The sequence below is a fragment of the Rhizobium sp. 10N414 genome (assembly GCF_056394785.1).
The window spans coordinates 40385-55955 of the sequence record NZ_JBFTIN010000031.1; the positions used below are offsets into that span (position 1 = coordinate 40385).

Here is a 15571-nt window from a genome sequence, read left to right on the forward strand (position 1 = left end):
TATTTGCTTAGTCAGCCGCGCGGGCGAGCGCGAGGCGGAAACCGAAGCCGACCAGTGCGGCGCCGGTGATACGGTTGAACCATCTGCCGCTTGCGATGAAGCGGTCGCGAATGGGCTTTACGGTGAAGAAAGTGGAGACGCCGGCGAACCAGGCGACGAGTGCGGTGGCCATTCCGATGCCGTAGCTGAACTGGATCAGCGCCGGGGTATCGTGATGCACCAGCGTCGAGAAGAGGGACAGGAAGAACAGGACCGGCTTCGGATTGAGCGCGTTGGTGATGAAGCCCATGCCGAGGCATTTCAGCGCCGAGATCGGCGCGCGGTCTTCGTCCGTCACCTCGATCTCATTCACGTTGAAGCCCGGCTCGCGGAAGGACTTGATGCCGAGGTAGACGAGATAGGCGACGCCGGCCCATTTGATCATGGCAAACAGCATCAGCGATTTGGAGACGATCAGGCCAAGGCCGAGGATCGTGTAGCTGATGTGAAAGAGCAGCGAGAAGCCCATGCCGAGGCCGGTCATCATGGCGGCACGGCGCCCGTGCACGATGCTCTGGCGCAGGATGACCGCAAAGTCGGCGCCCGGTACGACGATGAAGATCGAAAAGACGGCCATGAGGCCGAGAAATTCGAAGAAGTATTGCATGGCGATATGGTCTCCGTGCCCTAACGGCCGCCGCTGACGTTGAGTATGGCGCCCGTTATATAGGAAGCCGTCGGCGAGAGAAGGTAGAGGACCGCATCGGCTATCTCCTCTGCCGTGCCGGGCCGCTGCATCGGAATGCTCGGTGCGAGGTCGCGTGCGCGGTTCGGCAGGCCGCCGGATGCATGAATGTCGGTATCAATGACGCCGGGACGGATAGCGTTCACACGCACGCCCTCATTCGCCACCTCGCGGGACAGGCCCACGGTGAACGTATCGATCGCGGCCTTCGAGGCAGCGTAGTCGACATACTGCGAGGCCGAGCCCAGCACCGCTGCCATTGACGAAATGTTGACGATCGCCCCGCCCTTGCCGCCGTGGTTCGACGACATGCGGCGAACGGCCTCGGCCGCGCAGAGGATCGAACCGGTCACGTTGACACGCATCATCCGTTCAAGCCGCTCGACGCTCATCTCGTCGACGCGCTGCTTGGCATCGACGATGCCGGCATTGTTGACCAGCCCGTCCAGCCGTCCGAAATGCCTGTCGACGGCCTGAAACATCGAAACGATATCCTGCGCGCTGCCGACATCGCCCTTGATGGCGATGGCGTCGCCACCCTCTGCCTTGACCTCGGAGACGATAGCATCGGCAGCGGCGCGGTTCGCGGCGTAGTTCACGGCGACGTCCCAGCCCTGGCGGGCAGCGAGACGGCAGACCGCCGCACCGATGCCTCGGCTCCCGCCGGTAACGAGAAGGACGGGTCGTTGTGTCATTTCGCGCACTCCTCGAATGCCAGGACATCCCACGGCGCAACCGTCGCCTTGTCGTTGCCCCATATCTGCGATTGGCGGATCGCCGGGCCGAGACCCGGCAGAAAGATATTCTCGGTGGCTGCCGCGGCTTCGGACTGCAGATTGTCGATTTCGCCCTTGGCGTTTACGCTATAGACCGTGCCCCGCCAGATCGTGCAGGCATCCAGATCGGCGCCCGTCACGTCGCCGCCAGGGCAGTTGAACATCAGGATACCGACGGCGCGTTCCGGATCGTCGGACGGCATCACATAGCCGTCCAGCTCGATCGAAGTTTTGAGAACCTTTAGCGTGAACCGGTTTCTGGCAGCGGCTGCTTCCGAATTGATCGGCGTAAAGCGAAGCTCGTAGGCGCCGTCGCGGTCGGCATAGACGGCACTTGCCTGCGTGCAATCGGGAGCACCAAAAGCAGTCGCAGGCAGCGCCAGCAAAAACGCGAGCGACGCCCAGACCCTACCCTTGGCAAAGGGAGGCATCCCGGTCATACGCCCTGTGGAGATTGCCAGCGACATTACGCGCCCCGCTGAGGTGGAAAGGGCCGCTCACGCGGCCCAGTCGAATGCTTAGAGATCGAGAACCAGGCGCTCCGGATCTTCCAGGCTTTCCTTGACGCGGACGAGGAAGGTCACGGCTTCCTTGCCGTCGACGATACGGTGGTCGTAGGAGAGCGCGAGATACATCATCGGACGGATGACGATCTGGCCGCCAACGACGACCGGACGGTCCTGGATCTTATGCATGCCGAGGATGCCGGACTGCGGCGCGTTCAGGATCGGCGAGGACATCAGCGAGCCGTAAACGCCGCCATTGGTGATCGTGAAGGTGCCGCCCTGCATGTCGGCCATCGAGAGCGAGCCATCGCGCGCAGCCTTTGCGAGACGCGCCAGTTCCTTTTCGACTTCAGCGATCGACATCTGGTCCGCGTCGCGGATGACAGGGACGACGAGGCCCTTGTCCGTGCCGACGGCCATGCCGATGTGGCAGAAGTTCTTGTAGATGATGTCGGTGCCGTCGATCTCGGCGTTAACAGCCGGAAGTTCCTTCAGCGCGTGGGTGATAGCCTTGGTGAAGAAGCCCATGAAGCCGAGCTTCACGCCATGCTTCTTTTCGAAGACGTCCTTGTACTTGGCGCGCAGGTCCATGACAGCCTTCATGTCCACCTCGTTGTAGGTGGTCAGCATGGCAGCCGTGTTCTGTGCGTCCTTCAGGCGCTTGGCGATCGTCTGGCGCAGGCGCGTCATCTTCACGCGCTCTTCGCGAGCCGCATCCTCGACAGTCGACGGGCCGCGGGCGGCAGCCGGAACGGCAGGAGCGGCAGCGGCAGCCGGGGCGGAGATGCCCTTGGCAACAGCAGCGATCACGTCGCCCTTCAGAACCTGGCCACGCTTGCCGCTGCCGTCGATCTGATCGGCCGACAGGTTGTTTTCGGCGAGCATCTTGGCGGCAGCCGGTGCCGGCGGCATCGCGGAAGCAGCAGCTGCCGGAGCAGCGGCGGCAGCGACAGCCGGTTCGGCTACCTTTGCCGGGGCGGCGGCGGGAGCAGCAGCAGCCGGGGCGGCGGCGGCACCAGCGCCTGCGGCGATCTGGCCGAGCAGCGCGCCGAGACCGACGGTTTCGCCAGCCTGGGCGACAATCTCGGACAGCGTACCGGAAGCCGGTGCGGGCACTTCGATGGTCACCTTGTCGGTTTCAAGCTCGAGAATCGGTTCGTCGGCCTTGATGGCATCGCCGACCTTCTTGAACCAGGTACCGACGGTTGCCTCGCTGACGGATTCACCGAGAGTTGGAACGCGGATTTCTGTGGCCATTGTTCAAATCCTGATTTGCTTGTGTTCGTTTATTCGTTTCCGGCTCCTGACGGCCGGAGAATGATCGAGGGCATTGGCAATATGTCGAAGCGAAAACCGTAACCGGACTGGATGATCGGATCGGCATCGGCAAGCGCTTGCGCTGCCTGCTGATCCTCCACCGAGACGACTGCCATGCCCCAGCCTCCTTCACCTTCGAAGACGGGACCGACGGCGATCGCCGATCCCTGTTCCGCGTTCTGGTGCCAGTAGGCGGCATGGCGCTTCATCGCGGCCATTTCCTCCCCGGTCGCGTCGTAGGGGAAACGGGGGCGAGGCGGCACAAGTCTGAAGAAGAAATATGCCATCGCCCCGATCCCTTAACCGCCCAGCGCATCCTCGAGGAATGCGGCGAGCTGCGACAGATGCTTGGACATCAGACCCGTTGCCGGCGAAGCGGCAGCCGGACGGCCGGTGTAACGGACGCGCTGGTACTTCGCATCGATGTGGGCGAGCACCCACTCCAGATACGGGTCGATGAACGACCATGCGCCCATGTTCTTCGGCTCTTCCTGGCACCAGACCATCTCGGCGTTCCGGAAGCGGGAAAGCTCGTTGATGAGCGCCTTTGCCGGGAACGGATAGAGCTGTTCGACGCGCAGCAGGTAGATGTCGTCGATGCCGCGCTTTTCGCGCTCTTCCAGAAGGTCGTAGTAGACCTTGCCGGTGCACATGACCACGCGGCGGATCTTCGCATCCTTCTGCAGTTTGATCGGGCCGTCCTTGATGACCTCCGCATCGTCCCAGAGGAGGCGATGGAAGGAAGACTCGCCAGCGAGTTCGGCAAGGCTGGAAACAGCCCGCTTGTGACGCAGCAGGGACTTCGGCGTCATCAGCACGAGCGGCTTGCGGAAGTCGCGCTTCAGCTGACGGCGCAGGATGTGGAAGTAGTTCGCCGGCGTCGTGACGTTGGCAACCTGCATGTTGTCCTCGGCGCAAAGCTGCAGGAAGCGCTCGAGGCGGGCCGAGGAGTGCTCCGGACCCTGGCCTTCGTAGCCATGCGGCAGCAGGCAGACGAGACCCGACATGCGCAGCCACTTGCGTTCGCCCGAGGAGACGAACTGGTCGAAGACGACCTGCGCACCGTTGGCGAAGTCACCGAACTGGGCTTCCCAAAGGGTCAGCGCATTCGGGCGAGCCAGCGAATAGCCGTATTCGAAGCCGAGCACCGCTTCTTCCGAAAGCATCGAGTTGATGACTTCGTAGCGAGCCTGGTTGGACGACAGGTTCGCCAGCGGGATGTAGCGCTCTTCCGTCTCCTGATCGTAGAGAACCGAATGACGCTGCGAGAAGGTACCGCGCTCGCAATCCTGACCGGAAAGGCGGATCTTGTGGCCTTCGACAACAAGCGAACCGAAGGCAAGCGCCTCGGCCATCGCCCAGTCGAGATTCTCGCCCGTCTGGATCATGTTGGCGCGGTTTTCCATGAAGCGCTGGATCGTGCGGTGTGCATGGAAGCCTTGCGGAATTTCCGAAAGCTTGCGGCCGATATCCTTGAGCGTCTTCATCGGAACGGCGGTCTTGCCGCGGCGCTGTTCGTCGGCGTTGTCAGCCGTGCGCAGGCCCGACCACTCGCCATCCAGCCAATCGGCCTTGTTCGGCTTGTAGCTCTGCCCGGCGTCGAACTCCTGCTCGAGATGCGCGCGCCAGTCAGCCTTCATCTTCTCGACGTCGCCATCGGTCAGCAGGCCTTCGGCAACGAGGCGATCCGCATAGATCTGCAGCACCGTCTTGTGGGCGCGGATGACCTTGTACATCTTCGGCTGAGTGAAGGACGGCTCATCGCCTTCATTGTGGCCGTAGCGACGATAGCAGAACATGTCGACCACAACGGGCTTGTGGAACTTCATGCGGAATTCCATGGCGATCTTGGCAGCATAGACAACTGCTTCCGGATCGTCGCCGTTGACGTGGAAGATCGGCGCTTCGATCATCTTGGCGACGTCGGACGGATAGGGCGACGAACGCGAGAAGGCCGGGTTGGTGGTGAAGCCGATCTGGTTGTTGATGATGACGTGCATCGTGCCGGCAACGCGGTGACCGCGCAGGCCCGACAGGCCGAGGATTTCGGCAATCACGCCCTGGCCGGCAAACGCCGCGTCGCCGTGGATCAGCAGCGGCAGAACCTTGGCGCGCTCCGACAGCGGAATGGTATCGCCGTCCCAGACGGTGGCGCCCATGTCCTGCTTGGCGCGAGCCTTGCCCATGACGACGGGGTCAACGATTTCAAGGTGCGACGGATTGGCCGTCAGCGAGACGTGGACCTTGTTGCCGTCGAACTCGCGGTCGGAGGAGGCGCCGAGGTGGTACTTGACGTCGCCGGAACCTTCGACTTCGTCAGGCGCGTAGGAACCGCCCTTGAATTCGTGGAAAATCGCGCGATGCGGCTTGCCCATGACTTGCGAAAGCACATTCAGACGACCGCGATGGGCCATACCGAATACGGCTTCACGAAGGCCGAGGTGGCCGCCGCGCTTCAGGATCTGCTCCAGCGCCGGGATGAGCGATTCGCCACCATCGAGACCAAAGCGCTTGGTGCCCTTGAACTTCACGTCTAGGAACTGCTCGTAGCCTTCGGCCTCGACCAGCTTGGCAAGGATCGCCTTCTTGCCTTCCGGGGTGAAGGCAACGCCCTTGTCCGGACCTTCGATGCGCTCCTGGATCCAGGCTTTTTCTTCCGGATTGGAAATATGCATGAATTCGACGCCGAGGGTCGAGCAGTAGGTGCGCTCGAGGATCTCGATCATCTCGGGAAGGGTGGCGTATTCAAGGCCGAGAACGTTGTCGATGAAGATCTTGCGGGAATAGTCGGCCTGCGTGAAACCGTAAGCTTCGGGCGACAGTTCCTTGTAGTCTTCGACGGGTGCTGCGATCCCGAGCGGATCGAGCTTGGCATGCAGGTGGCCGCGCATGCGATAGGCGCGGATCATCATGATGGCGCGGACGGAGTCGCGGGTCGCCTGCAGGATGTCGGCACCTTCGGTCGGCTTGCCTGATGCTTCCGCCTTGCCCTTGACCTTGGTCTCGATGATCTTTTCAACAGTGCCCCAATCGCCGTCGAGCGCCGAAACTAGATCGCTCTTCGGCTGCAGGGGCCAGTTCGTCTTGCGCCAGGATGCACCCTTGGCCGCCTTTTTCACATCTTCCGGATTGTCTTCCAGAGCCTTGAAGAAGGACCGCCATTCCTCGTTGACCGAGCTCGGGTCTTCTTCATAGCGCGCATAGAGCTGCTCGATATAGGCAGCATTGGCGCCATCCAGGAACGAGGTAATCTGAAACTGCTCGTTGGCTTCTTGCCGTGCCATGGTTGCACGCGGACGCTTTCGTCCGCCTCCTGACTTGTGATTCCGCCGGATACTCGACCGGCTTGCCGCATCTGTCGATAGCCGCCTGTCCGCGGCTCATTCCATTTCAAAGTCGAGACCCGGGCGAGCGGCGAAAACCGTTGCCCGGGTTATAGATTGGATTAGCCCTTGAGGACTTCAACCAGCGTCTTGCCGAGGCGCGCCGGCGAAGGCGAAACCTTGATGCCAGCCGATTCCATGGCCGCGATCTTCGATTCCGCGTCGCCCTTGCCGCCGGAAACGACAGCACCGGCATGACCCATGGTGCGGCCCTTCGGAGCCGTACGGCCCGCGATGAATCCGGCCATCGGCTTCTTGCGGCCCTTCTTGGCTTCGTCGATCAGGAACTGGGCCGCGTCTTCTTCAGCCGAGCCGCCGATTTCGCCGATCATGATGATCGAGGTCGTGGCTTCATCGGCCAGGAACATTTCCAGCACGTCGATGAACTCGGTGCCCTTGACCGGGTCGCCGCCGATACCGACAGCCGTCGTCTGGCCGAGGCCTTCGTTGGATGTCTGGAACACCGCTTCGTAGGTCAGCGTGCCTGAACGGGAAACGATGCCGACCGAACCCTTGCGGAAGATCGAGCCCGGCATGATGCCGATCTTGCACTCTTCCGGCGTCAGGATGCCCGGGCAGTTCGGTCCGAGCAGGCGTGACTTCGACTTGTCGAGCTTGGCCTTGACGCGCACCATATCCATGACCGGGATGCCCTCGGTGATGCAGGTGATGAACGGGATTTCGGCCTCGATCGCCTCGATGATCGCATCAGCAGCACCGGCCGGCGGGACGTAGATCACGGTCGCATCGGCGCCGGTCCGTTCCTTGGCTTCGGCAACGCTTGCGAAGATCGGCAGCGAGGTACCGTCGACGCCCGACGACCAGGTTTCGCCACCCTTCTTCGGGTGAATACCGCCGACCATCTTGGTACCGTAGTAAGCAAGCGCCTGTTCGGTGTGGAAGGTACCGGTCTTGCCGGTCAGGCCCTGAACGAGAACCTTGGTGTCTTTGTTGACGAGAATAGACATTCTTTCGGTCCTTCCGGATTAGGCCTTGATCGYCGCGACGATCTTCTTCGCCGCGTCGTCGAGATCGTCGGCAGCCGTAATCGCCAGACCCGACTCGTTGAGGATTTTCTTGCCGAGTTCGACGTTGGTGCCTTCGAGGCGAACGACGAGCGGAACCTTCAGACCGACTTCCTGCACAGCTGCGACAACGCCTTCGGCGATGACGTCGCAACGCATGATGCCGCCGAAGATGTTGACGAGGATGCCCTCGACCTTCGGGTCAGCCGTAATGATCTTGAAGGCTGCAGCGACCTTCTCCTTGCCGGCGCCACCGCCGACGTCGCAGAAGTTTGCCGGCTCCTTGCCGTAGAGCTTGATGATGTCCATCGTCGCCATGGCGAGACCGGCGCCGTTGACCATGCAGCCAATGTTGCCGTCGAGGGCTACGTAGGCGAGATCCCACTTCGAGGCCTCGATTTCCTTGGCGTCTTCCTCGGTCTCGTCGCGCAGCGCCTTGACGTCGTCGTGGCGGAACAGCGCATTGCCGTCGAATGACATCTTGGCGTCGAGAACGCGCAGGTGGCCATCCTTCATGACGATCAGCGGGTTAACCTCGAGGAGAGCCATGTCCTTCTCGCCGAATGCCTTGTAGAGCGCCGGAAACAGCGACTTGGCGTCTTCGGCGGCGGCGCCGGTCAGTTCGAGAGCCTTGGAGATCGCAGCAACGTCAGCCGCGGTGACGCCGGCTTCCGGATCGATAGCGATCGTGTGGATCTTCTCGGGCGTATCGTGAGCGACAGCCTCGATGTCCATGCCGCCTTCGGTCGAGACGACGAAGGCAACGCGGCCAACCGAGCGGTCGACCAGCAGCGAGCAATAGAGTTCGCGGGCAATATCGGCGCCGTCTTCGATGTAGAGGCGGTTGACCTGCTTGCCAGCTTCGCCCGTCTGCGCCGTTACCAGCGTGTTGCCGAGCATTTCCTTGGCGTGAGCAACGACTTCGTCGATCGACTTGGCGAGACGAACACCGCCCTTGGCGTCGGCGCCGAGTTCCTTGAACTTGCCCTTGCCGCGGCCGCCGGCATGGATCTGGCTCTTGACCACATAAAGCGGGCCCGGAAGCGACTTGGCGGCAGCTTCGGCTTCCTCGACCTTGAGGATCGCCACACCTTTTGCGACCGGCGCGCCATAGCCCTTCAGCAGAGCCTTGGCCTGATATTCATGAATATTCATGGATCTATTCCTGTTTGGATTGCGTCAGCGCGCGGTCTGATTACTTCAGCGCAGGCGCAATGTTGATGCAGGCTTCGCAAAGACCGGCGACAGCAGCGACCGACTTGTCGAAGGCTTCCTTTTCGGCCTTGTTGAGGTCGATCTCGATGACGCGCTCGACGCCGCCGGCACCGATAACAGTGGGAACGCCGACATACATGTCCTTGACGCCGTACTGGCCAGTCAGCTGTGCTGCGCAAGGCAGGACGCGCTTCTTGTCCTTGAGGTAGGACTCGGCCATTTCGATCGCGGAAGCAGCCGGCGCATAGTAGGCCGAGCCGGTCTTCAGCAGGCCGACGATTTCGGCACCCCCGTCACGGGTACGCTGGATGATTTCTTCGAGGCGTTCCTTGGTGACCCAACCCATCGTGACGAGATCCGTCAGCGGAATACCGCCAACCGTCGAATAGCGGGCGAGCGGCACCATCGTGTCGCCATGGCCGCCGAGAACGAATGCCGTGACGTCCTGTACGGAAACGTTGAATTCCTGGGACAGGAACAGGCGGAAGCGCGACGAGTCGAGAACGCCGGCCATACCGACGACCTTGTTGGCCGGAAGGCCGGAGAACTTCTGCAGCGCCCAGACCATCGCGTCGAGCGGATTGGTGATGCAGATGACGAAAGCGTTCGGGGCATACTTCTTGATGCCGGCGCCGACCTGTTCCATGACCTTGAGGTTGATGCCGAGAAGGTCGTCGCGGCTCATGCCCGGCTTGCGCGGCACACCGGCGGTGACGATGCAGACATCAGCACCCTCGATCGCCGAATAGTCGCTGGCGCCCGTCAGGTTGGCGTCGAAGCCCTCGACCGGAGAGGACTGAGCGATGTCGAGGCCCTTACCCTGAGGAATGCCGTCGGCGATATCGAAGAGAACGATGTCACCCAGTTCCTTCAGGCCGGCGAGATGCGCCAGCGTGCCACCAATCATGCCAGAACCAATGAGTGCGATCTTGTTACGCGCCATTTCGCTGTTTCCTTTGCGATCAAAATTCGTCAGGCGACGCGCGGAGGGGGCATCGCCCAATGCCGCAATCGCATAGCTCCAAAGCCAAAAAATGGCAAATGATTATTTTTGAGCAAGGAATTTCAATCGTTTAGATCATAAAATTCTTACGTAAACGTAAGATTATTTGTCGCCAGAACGTTACTCCGCGGCCCGCCGCTCGTGATGCAATGCAAGATATTCCAAACTGCGCATTTCGAAAAGTCGCGAGACAGTACGATCGAATTCGAAGCCTTCGGTGCCACGCGCCTGTGTCAGCAAGTTTTCAGGCATCGCCGCAGCGGAGACATAGAGCCGTACCGCATGATCGTAAAGTGTATCGATCAGGATGATGAAGCGCTTGATCTGGTTTCGCTTGTCTGGCCCCAGCAGCGGCACGTGATCGATGAAGATGGCGTCGAAACGTTCGGCAATGGCCAGAAAGTCCGCGGCACCCAACGGCTTTTCACAGAGATCAGCGAACGAAAACCGCGCCAGCCGATCAACTGCCAGCGGCACGTGGATCGACCGCCCCTTCATCGGAATCTCCAGCGGCTGCGCCTTTCGGCCGTGAAGCGCCTGCATCCAGGATGCATCCATGGCCATGTCGGTCCGGTTATCGATCGGCGTCAGATAGACCGGCTGGCTGTCGAGCTTCTCCATCCGGTAGTCAGTCGGCGAGTCCAGTGTCACGATCTCGACGTTCTGCTTCAGGAGATCGACGAAGGGCAGGAACAAGCTCCGATTGAGGCCGTCCTTGTAGAGGTTGTTGGGCTCGACATTGGAGGTCGCGACCAGCAGGCACCCGCGCCGGAAAAGTTCGGAAAACAGCCGCGACAGGATCATCGCGTCGGCGATGTCAGTCACGGTAAACTCATCGAAGCACAGCAGTTCGGCTTCGTCATAGAGGGCAGCAGCAACGACCGGAATGGGATCGGCCTGCTTGGTCTCGCCCTGCTTGAGCTTCAGCCGGTGTGCCGCGATGCGGTTGTGCACGTCGGCCATGAATTCGTGGAAGTGCGCGCGCCGCTTCTTCGCGCAAGGCGCCATGCCGAAGAACATATCCATCAGCATCGTCTTGCCGCGGCCGACGCTGCCATGAATGTAGAGTCCCTTGACTGCTTCCGCCGGCTTCTTCTTGTTGGCGAACAACCAGCCGAGAGCGCTTGCCTTTGCCGCCGGCCGCCGCTGCTTCAACCCCGACAGTACCCGATCCAGGCATTTCGCCACGTGCATCTGGGCTGAATCGATTTGAAGCGCGCCCGAAGCCGTCAGCGACTTCAATTGTTCACTGACGCTCAGGGTGTAGTCTGGCATGGGTTGCATAAAGGAGGTCCGCCTATGCAGGATCGGCGGCCTTCGCCGCCGGATCTTTTAACGGCTGAGGCTGATCGGCTGACCGGTATTGGTCTGGCCGCTGAAAGCGTTGTCGGCGGTCTTGTAGACGCTGCCGATCTGGTTGCCGCTGCGGTCCTTCAGGATAACCTGCTTGCCTGAAACTTCCCAGGAGCCCATCGCCGTCAGTTCGCCGACGCAGCCGCGCGTACCGCCACGCGAGCCGCTGCCGAGATTGGTGAGCGTCAGGAACATGTCGCAGGAGCCGTTGACGCGCCAGCTGCCGACCATCGATTCCTTCGTGACATCCATCGCATTCGCAGCCATCGCGCCGGGCTGGCCGCCGGCGACTGGCGCCGTGGCCGTTGGAGCGGCCGGGAATTGGGAAGCACCGGAAGGCGGCGGAAGCTGTCCGCCCTGAACCGAAGGAACCGGCTGGGCCGTCAGCGGCGCCGGCTGGCTAAAGCTTGCATTGTCATAGGCGGTGCGCTGGCAGCCAGCTAACGACAGAATAACCACGAGACCTGTCGCCATATGTCTGAACTGCATCATCATACTCCTGATTTTTCCAGTATTGCCCTGAAGTTGCCGCGCAATCACGGCGGAATTATCTTGAAAGGCTGTACTGAATCAAGCCAGCGCGAGGAGAAATTGTGTCGATGTGGGAGCAACGCCGTAACGCCGAGACAAATTTGGCGCAATCCCGGACAGATTAAGGCTTCGCGAGCGGATAAAGAAAAGGGCCGCATCCGCGGCCCTTTTGCTGGATTGATCAAACACGACGCTCGACCATCATCTTCTTGATTTCGGCGATTGCCTTGGCAGGGTTCAGGCCCTTCGGGCAGGTCTGCGCGCAGTTCATGATCGTGTGGCAGCGATAGAGACGGAACGGATCCTCGAGATTGTCGAGACGCTCGCCGGTCGCTTCGTCGCGGCTGTCGATCAGCCAGCGGTAAGCCTGCAGGAGAACGGCCGGACCGAGGTAGCGGTCGCCGTTCCACCAGTAGCTCGGACAGGAAGTCGAGCAGCAAGCGCAGAGAATGCACTCGTAGAGGCCGTCGAGCTTCTGGCGGTCCTCATGGCTCTGCTTCCATTCCTTGGCCGGCGTCGGCGAAACCGTCTTCAGCCATGGCTCGATCGAGCGGTGCTGGGCATAGAAGTTGGTGAGATCCGGGACCAGGTCCTTGACGACAGGCAGATGCGGCAGCGGATAGATCTTCACCGCGCCCTTGATGTCGTCGAGACCCTTGGTGCAGGCGAGCGTATTCGTGCCGTCGATGTTCATCGCGCAGGAGCCGCAGATGCCCTCACGACAGGAACGGCGCAGCGTCAGCGTCGGGTCGATTTTGTTCTTGATGTAGAGCAGACCGTCGAGCACCATCGGACCGCAATCGTCGACATCGATATAGAAGGTGTCGATCGACGGGTTCTGTCCGTCATCCGGGCTCCAGCGGTAGACGCGGAATTCGCGAGTGTTCTTCGCGCCCGCTGGCTTCGGCCATACCTTGCCTTCGCGGATCTGGGAGTTCTTGGGAAGAGCGAGTTCAACCATGTCCGGTTCCTTTTAGTACACGCGAGCCTTGGGCGCGATCTTCTTGGGATCGATGCCCTCTGCGATGAGCTCGGTGTGAACCGGGCGGTAGTCGAGCTTGACGTCGCCTGACTCGTTGACCCAGGCAAGTGTGTGCTTGCGCCAGTTGACGTCGTCACGGCCGGCAAAAGCGCCTTCCGTGTAGTCTTCGCGTGCGTGCGAACCACGGCTCTCCTTGCGAGCCTCGGCGCCGTAGATCGTCGTGATGGCGTTGGCCATCAGGTTCTGCAGCTCGAGGGTTTCCACGAGGTCGGAGTTCCAGATCATCGAACGGTCGGTGACCTTGATGTCGCGCATTTCCTGCCAGATGGCCGAGATGCGCTTGCAGCCCGACTCCAGCGATTCCTGCGTACGGAACACGGCGGCGTCTTCCTGCATGGCGCGCTGCATCTTCTCGCGCAGCACCGCCGTCGGCGTGCCGCCGCTGGCATTGCGCAGGCTGTCGAAGCGATCCATGATCTTGTCGCAGGCGGCGACGTTGAGATGCGGGATCGGCGCGCTGCGATCGATGACCTCGCCGGCGCGGATCGCAGCGGCGCGGCCGAAGACCACGAGGTCGATCAGCGAGTTGGAGCCGAGACGATTGGCGCCGTGCACCGAGGCGCAACCGGCTTCGCCCACGGCCATCAGGCCGGGGATGATGCGCTCCGGATTGGAGCTGTCGGCATTCAGCACTTCGCCCCAGTAGTTCGTCGGAATACCGCCCATGTTGTAGTGGACAGTCGGCAGGACCGGGATCGGCTCGCGCGTCACGTCGACGCCGGCGAAGATCTTGGCGCTCTCGGAAATGCCCGGCAGGCGCTCGTGCAGAACGGCCGGATCGAGATGGTCGAGATGCAGGAAGATGTGGTCCTTGTTCTTGCCGACGCCGCGACCTTCGCGGATCTCAAGCGTCATGCAGCGCGAAACGACGTCGCGCGAGGCAAGGTCCTTCGCCGAAGGGGCATAGCGTTCCATAAAGCGCTCGCCCTCGGAGTTGACGAGGTAGCCGCCTTCGCCGCGCGCGCCCTCGGTGATGAGACAGCCCGAACCGTAAATGCCGGTCGGGTGGAACTGTACGAATTCCATGTCCTGCAGCGGCAGACCGGCGCGGGCCACCATACCGCCGCCGTCGCCGGTGCAGGTATGGGCAGAGGTTGCCGAGAAGTAGGCGCGGCCATAACCGCCGGTCGCCAGCACCACCATCTTGGCGGCGAAGCGATGAATGGTGCCGTCATCGAGGCACCAGGCGACGACGCCGGTGCAGCGGCTGCCGTCATCCGACATGATCAGGTCGAGCGCGAAATACTCGATGAAGAACTCGGCGTTGTTGCGCAGCGACTGACCATAGAGCGTGTGCAGGATCGCGTGGCCGGTACGGTCGGCAACGGCGCAGGTGCGCTGCACCGGCGGGCCTTCGCCGAAGTTCTGCATGTGGCCGCCGAACGGCCGCTGGTAGATCTTGCCTTCCTCGTTGCGTGAGAAGGGAACGCCGTAATGCTCAAGCTCATAGACCGCCTTCGGCGCTTCCATGGTGAGATACTGCATGGCGTCGACGTCGCCGAGCCAGTCGGAGCCCTTGACGGTGTCGTAGAGGTGCCACTGCCAGCTGTCGGGCGTCATATTCTGCAGCGAGGCGGCGATGCCGCCCTGGGCAGCGACCGTGTGCGAGCGGGTCGGGAATACCTTGGTGATGCAGGCGGTGCGGAAACCCTGTTCGGCCATGCCAAGCGTGGCGCGAAGACCGGCGCCGCCGGCGCCGACGACGATCACATCGTATAAGTGATCGACGTATTTGTAGGCCTTCCCATTCTGAGCGGGTGAAGTCGGTGCCATGATACGGTTATCCTACGAATGCAATTTTCAGAATGGCGAAGAGACAGAGCCCCGCCATCAGGATCGAAAAGAACGTGTTCAGCATCAGCAGGGCGATCTTGGCGAATTCGCCATGAACGTAGTCCTCGATGATGACCTGCATGCCGAGCCGCATATGAATGACGCCGGAAACGACCATCAGACCCATTACGACCGCAACAAGCGGGTTGGACAGGGCGTGAACCACATCGGCATAAGGCTCGCCGGCGTGAATGATCATGAAGATGATGAAGAAGAGAAAAAGCGGCACGTTGGCAACCGCCGTGACGCGCTGGCGCCAGAAATGATCAGTTCCTTCCTTGGCCGAGCCAAGGCCGCGAACCTTACCCAGGGGGGTGCGCATATCCATGAGAACAACCTTCAGAAGCGAATAAGGAAGCCGATCACCCAGACCAGCACGGTCAGACAGAGCGATATGACGATCGAAGCTTGAGCCATCTTGGTCGAGACTTCCTTGTCGAAGCCGTAACCGAGATCCCAGACGAAGTGACGGAAACCGCCAACCATGTGGTGCAGAAGCGCCCAGGTGTAGCCAAGCAGCACGAGCTTGCCGACGACGCTTCCGAGGATCCAGTTGACCCAGTCATAGTAGGCTTGGCCAGTCGCGGCGGCGATCAGCCACCAGGCGACCAGCAGCGTACCGACGTAAAGCGCGCCACCGGTAATACGGTGAACGATCGACATGACCATGGTGGGGATTGGTTTGTAAATTTGCAAATGCGGCGACAGGGGCCGGTTATTTGTCACATTCGCCATCAGAACCTCGCGGCGTCTTCTCTGCGCTCCTCCATCAGGGAGCATTCAAGGCGATCACACGAATGACAAATTTCTTTGTGTGCGTCGCATCAATGGCGACGTTTAATCACGTAAGCCCCTAACGACAA

The 15571-nt window shown here is 61.2% G+C and carries 15 protein-coding genes; all 15 read right to left on the minus strand.

Annotated features, from left to right (window positions below):
- Positions 1–7 precede the first annotated feature (7 nt).
- Positions 8–646 carry a LysE family translocator gene (locus AC1DE4_RS23375; protein WP_169681385.1) on the minus strand — a complete coding sequence of 213 codons (639 nt, stop codon included), beginning with the start codon at positions 644–646 and terminating at the stop codon, positions 8–10.
- A gap of 20 nt (positions 647–666) precedes the next feature.
- Positions 667–1419 carry an SDR family oxidoreductase gene (locus AC1DE4_RS23380; RefSeq protein WP_018855744.1) on the minus strand — a complete coding sequence of 251 codons (753 nt, stop codon included), beginning with the start codon at positions 1417–1419 and terminating at the stop codon, positions 667–669.
- Positions 1416–1967 carry a hypothetical protein gene (locus AC1DE4_RS23385; protein WP_026371590.1) on the minus strand — a complete coding sequence of 184 codons (552 nt, stop codon included), beginning with the start codon at positions 1965–1967 and terminating at the stop codon, positions 1416–1418. The genes AC1DE4_RS23380 and AC1DE4_RS23385 overlap by 4 nt, the downstream gene beginning before the upstream one ends.
- A 51-nt stretch (positions 1968–2018) precedes the next feature.
- The gene (odhB, locus tag AC1DE4_RS23390; protein WP_018855746.1) at positions 2019–3263 is read right to left on the minus strand and encodes a 2-oxoglutarate dehydrogenase complex dihydrolipoyllysine-residue succinyltransferase; all 1245 of its coding nucleotides are present in this window, start codon (positions 3261–3263) and stop codon (positions 2019–2021) included.
- A 29-nt stretch (positions 3264–3292) separates the two neighbouring features.
- Positions 3293–3610, minus strand: a complete 318-nt coding sequence (locus AC1DE4_RS23395; RefSeq protein ID WP_026371591.1) for a YciI family protein — start codon at positions 3608–3610, stop codon at positions 3293–3295.
- Positions 3611–3622: 12 nt separating this feature from the next.
- Positions 3623–6607 (minus strand): 2-oxoglutarate dehydrogenase E1 component, encoded by a 2985-nt coding sequence (locus AC1DE4_RS23400; protein ID WP_018855748.1) that lies wholly within the window; start codon positions 6605–6607, stop codon positions 3623–3625.
- A 161-nt stretch (positions 6608–6768) separates the two neighbouring features.
- Positions 6769–7674 (minus strand): succinate--CoA ligase subunit alpha, encoded by a 906-nt coding sequence (sucD, locus tag AC1DE4_RS23405; protein ID WP_112655586.1) that lies wholly within the window; start codon positions 7672–7674, stop codon positions 6769–6771.
- Between the two features lie 18 nt (positions 7675–7692).
- Positions 7693–8886 (minus strand): ADP-forming succinate--CoA ligase subunit beta, encoded by a 1194-nt coding sequence (gene sucC / locus AC1DE4_RS23410; RefSeq protein ID WP_477883313.1) that lies wholly within the window; start codon positions 8884–8886, stop codon positions 7693–7695.
- A gap of 40 nt (positions 8887–8926) precedes the next feature.
- Positions 8927–9889: a malate dehydrogenase gene (gene mdh, locus AC1DE4_RS23415; RefSeq protein ID WP_112655582.1), complete on the minus strand. Its 963-nt coding sequence runs from the start codon at positions 9887–9889 to the stop codon at positions 8927–8929.
- 180 nt (positions 9890–10069) lie between these two features.
- Positions 10070–11233: a cell division protein ZapE gene (zapE, locus tag AC1DE4_RS23420; RefSeq protein WP_113471984.1), complete on the minus strand. Its 1164-nt coding sequence runs from the start codon at positions 11231–11233 to the stop codon at positions 10070–10072.
- 48 nt (positions 11234–11281) lie between these two features.
- Entirely contained in the window at positions 11282–11791 is a 510-nt protein-coding gene (locus AC1DE4_RS23425; RefSeq protein WP_026371592.1) for a protease inhibitor Inh/omp19 family protein, read from the minus strand.
- Positions 11792–12014: 223 nt separating this feature from the next.
- A complete protein-coding gene (locus tag AC1DE4_RS23430; protein WP_018855754.1) occupies positions 12015–12794 on the minus strand; it encodes a succinate dehydrogenase iron-sulfur subunit in 780 nt (259 codons plus the stop codon).
- Between the two features lie 12 nt (positions 12795–12806).
- The gene (sdhA, locus tag AC1DE4_RS23435; RefSeq protein WP_477883315.1) at positions 12807–14648 is read right to left on the minus strand and encodes a succinate dehydrogenase flavoprotein subunit; all 1842 of its coding nucleotides are present in this window, start codon (positions 14646–14648) and stop codon (positions 12807–12809) included.
- A gap of 7 nt (positions 14649–14655) precedes the next feature.
- Positions 14656–15036, minus strand: coding sequence for a succinate dehydrogenase, hydrophobic membrane anchor protein (gene sdhD / locus AC1DE4_RS23440; protein ID WP_018855756.1), 381 nt, complete (start codon positions 15034–15036; stop codon positions 14656–14658).
- Positions 15037–15047: 11 nt separating this feature from the next.
- Positions 15048–15443 carry a succinate dehydrogenase, cytochrome b556 subunit gene (gene sdhC / locus AC1DE4_RS23445; RefSeq protein WP_025658184.1) on the minus strand — a complete coding sequence of 132 codons (396 nt, stop codon included), beginning with the start codon at positions 15441–15443 and terminating at the stop codon, positions 15048–15050.
- Positions 15444–15571: the final 128 nt, after the last annotated feature.

Coding starts and splice junctions, on each gene's coding strand:
- AC1DE4_RS23375 (WP_169681385.1), bottom strand. CDS start 646: ATGCAATACTTCTTCGAATTTCTCGGCCTCATGGCCGTCTTTTCGATC.
- AC1DE4_RS23380 (WP_018855744.1), bottom strand. CDS start 1,419: ATGACACAACGACCCGTCCTTCTCGTTACCGGCGGGAGCCGAGGCATC.
- AC1DE4_RS23385 (WP_026371590.1), bottom strand. CDS start 1,967: ATGTCGCTGGCAATCTCCACAGGGCGTATGACCGGGATGCCTCCCTTT.
- odhB (WP_018855746.1), bottom strand. CDS start 3,263: ATGGCCACAGAAATCCGCGTTCCAACTCTCGGTGAATCCGTCAGCGAG.
- AC1DE4_RS23395 (WP_026371591.1), bottom strand. CDS start 3,610: ATGGCATATTTCTTCTTCAGACTTGTGCCGCCTCGCCCCCGTTTCCCC.
- AC1DE4_RS23400 (WP_018855748.1), bottom strand. CDS start 6,607: ATGGCACGGCAAGAAGCCAACGAGCAGTTTCAGATTACCTCGTTCCTG.
- sucD (WP_112655586.1), bottom strand. CDS start 7,674: ATGTCTATTCTCGTCAACAAAGACACCAAGGTTCTCGTTCAGGGCCTG.
- mdh (WP_112655582.1), bottom strand. CDS start 9,889: ATGGCGCGTAACAAGATCGCACTCATTGGTTCTGGCATGATTGGTGGC.
- zapE (WP_113471984.1), bottom strand. CDS start 11,233: ATGCAACCCATGCCAGACTACACCCTGAGCGTCAGTGAACAATTGAAG.
- AC1DE4_RS23425 (WP_026371592.1), bottom strand. CDS start 11,791: ATGCAGTTCAGACATATGGCGACAGGTCTCGTGGTTATTCTGTCGTTA.
- AC1DE4_RS23430 (WP_018855754.1), bottom strand. CDS start 12,794: ATGGTTGAACTCGCTCTTCCCAAGAACTCCCAGATCCGCGAAGGCAAG.
- sdhA (WP_477883315.1), bottom strand. CDS start 14,648: ATGGCACCGACTTCACCCGCTCAGAATGGGAAGGCCTACAAATACGTC.
- sdhD (WP_018855756.1), bottom strand. CDS start 15,036: ATGGATATGCGCACCCCCCTGGGTAAGGTTCGCGGCCTTGGCTCGGCC.
- sdhC (WP_025658184.1), bottom strand. CDS start 15,443: ATGGCGAATGTGACAAATAACCGGCCCCTGTCGCCGCATTTGCAAATT.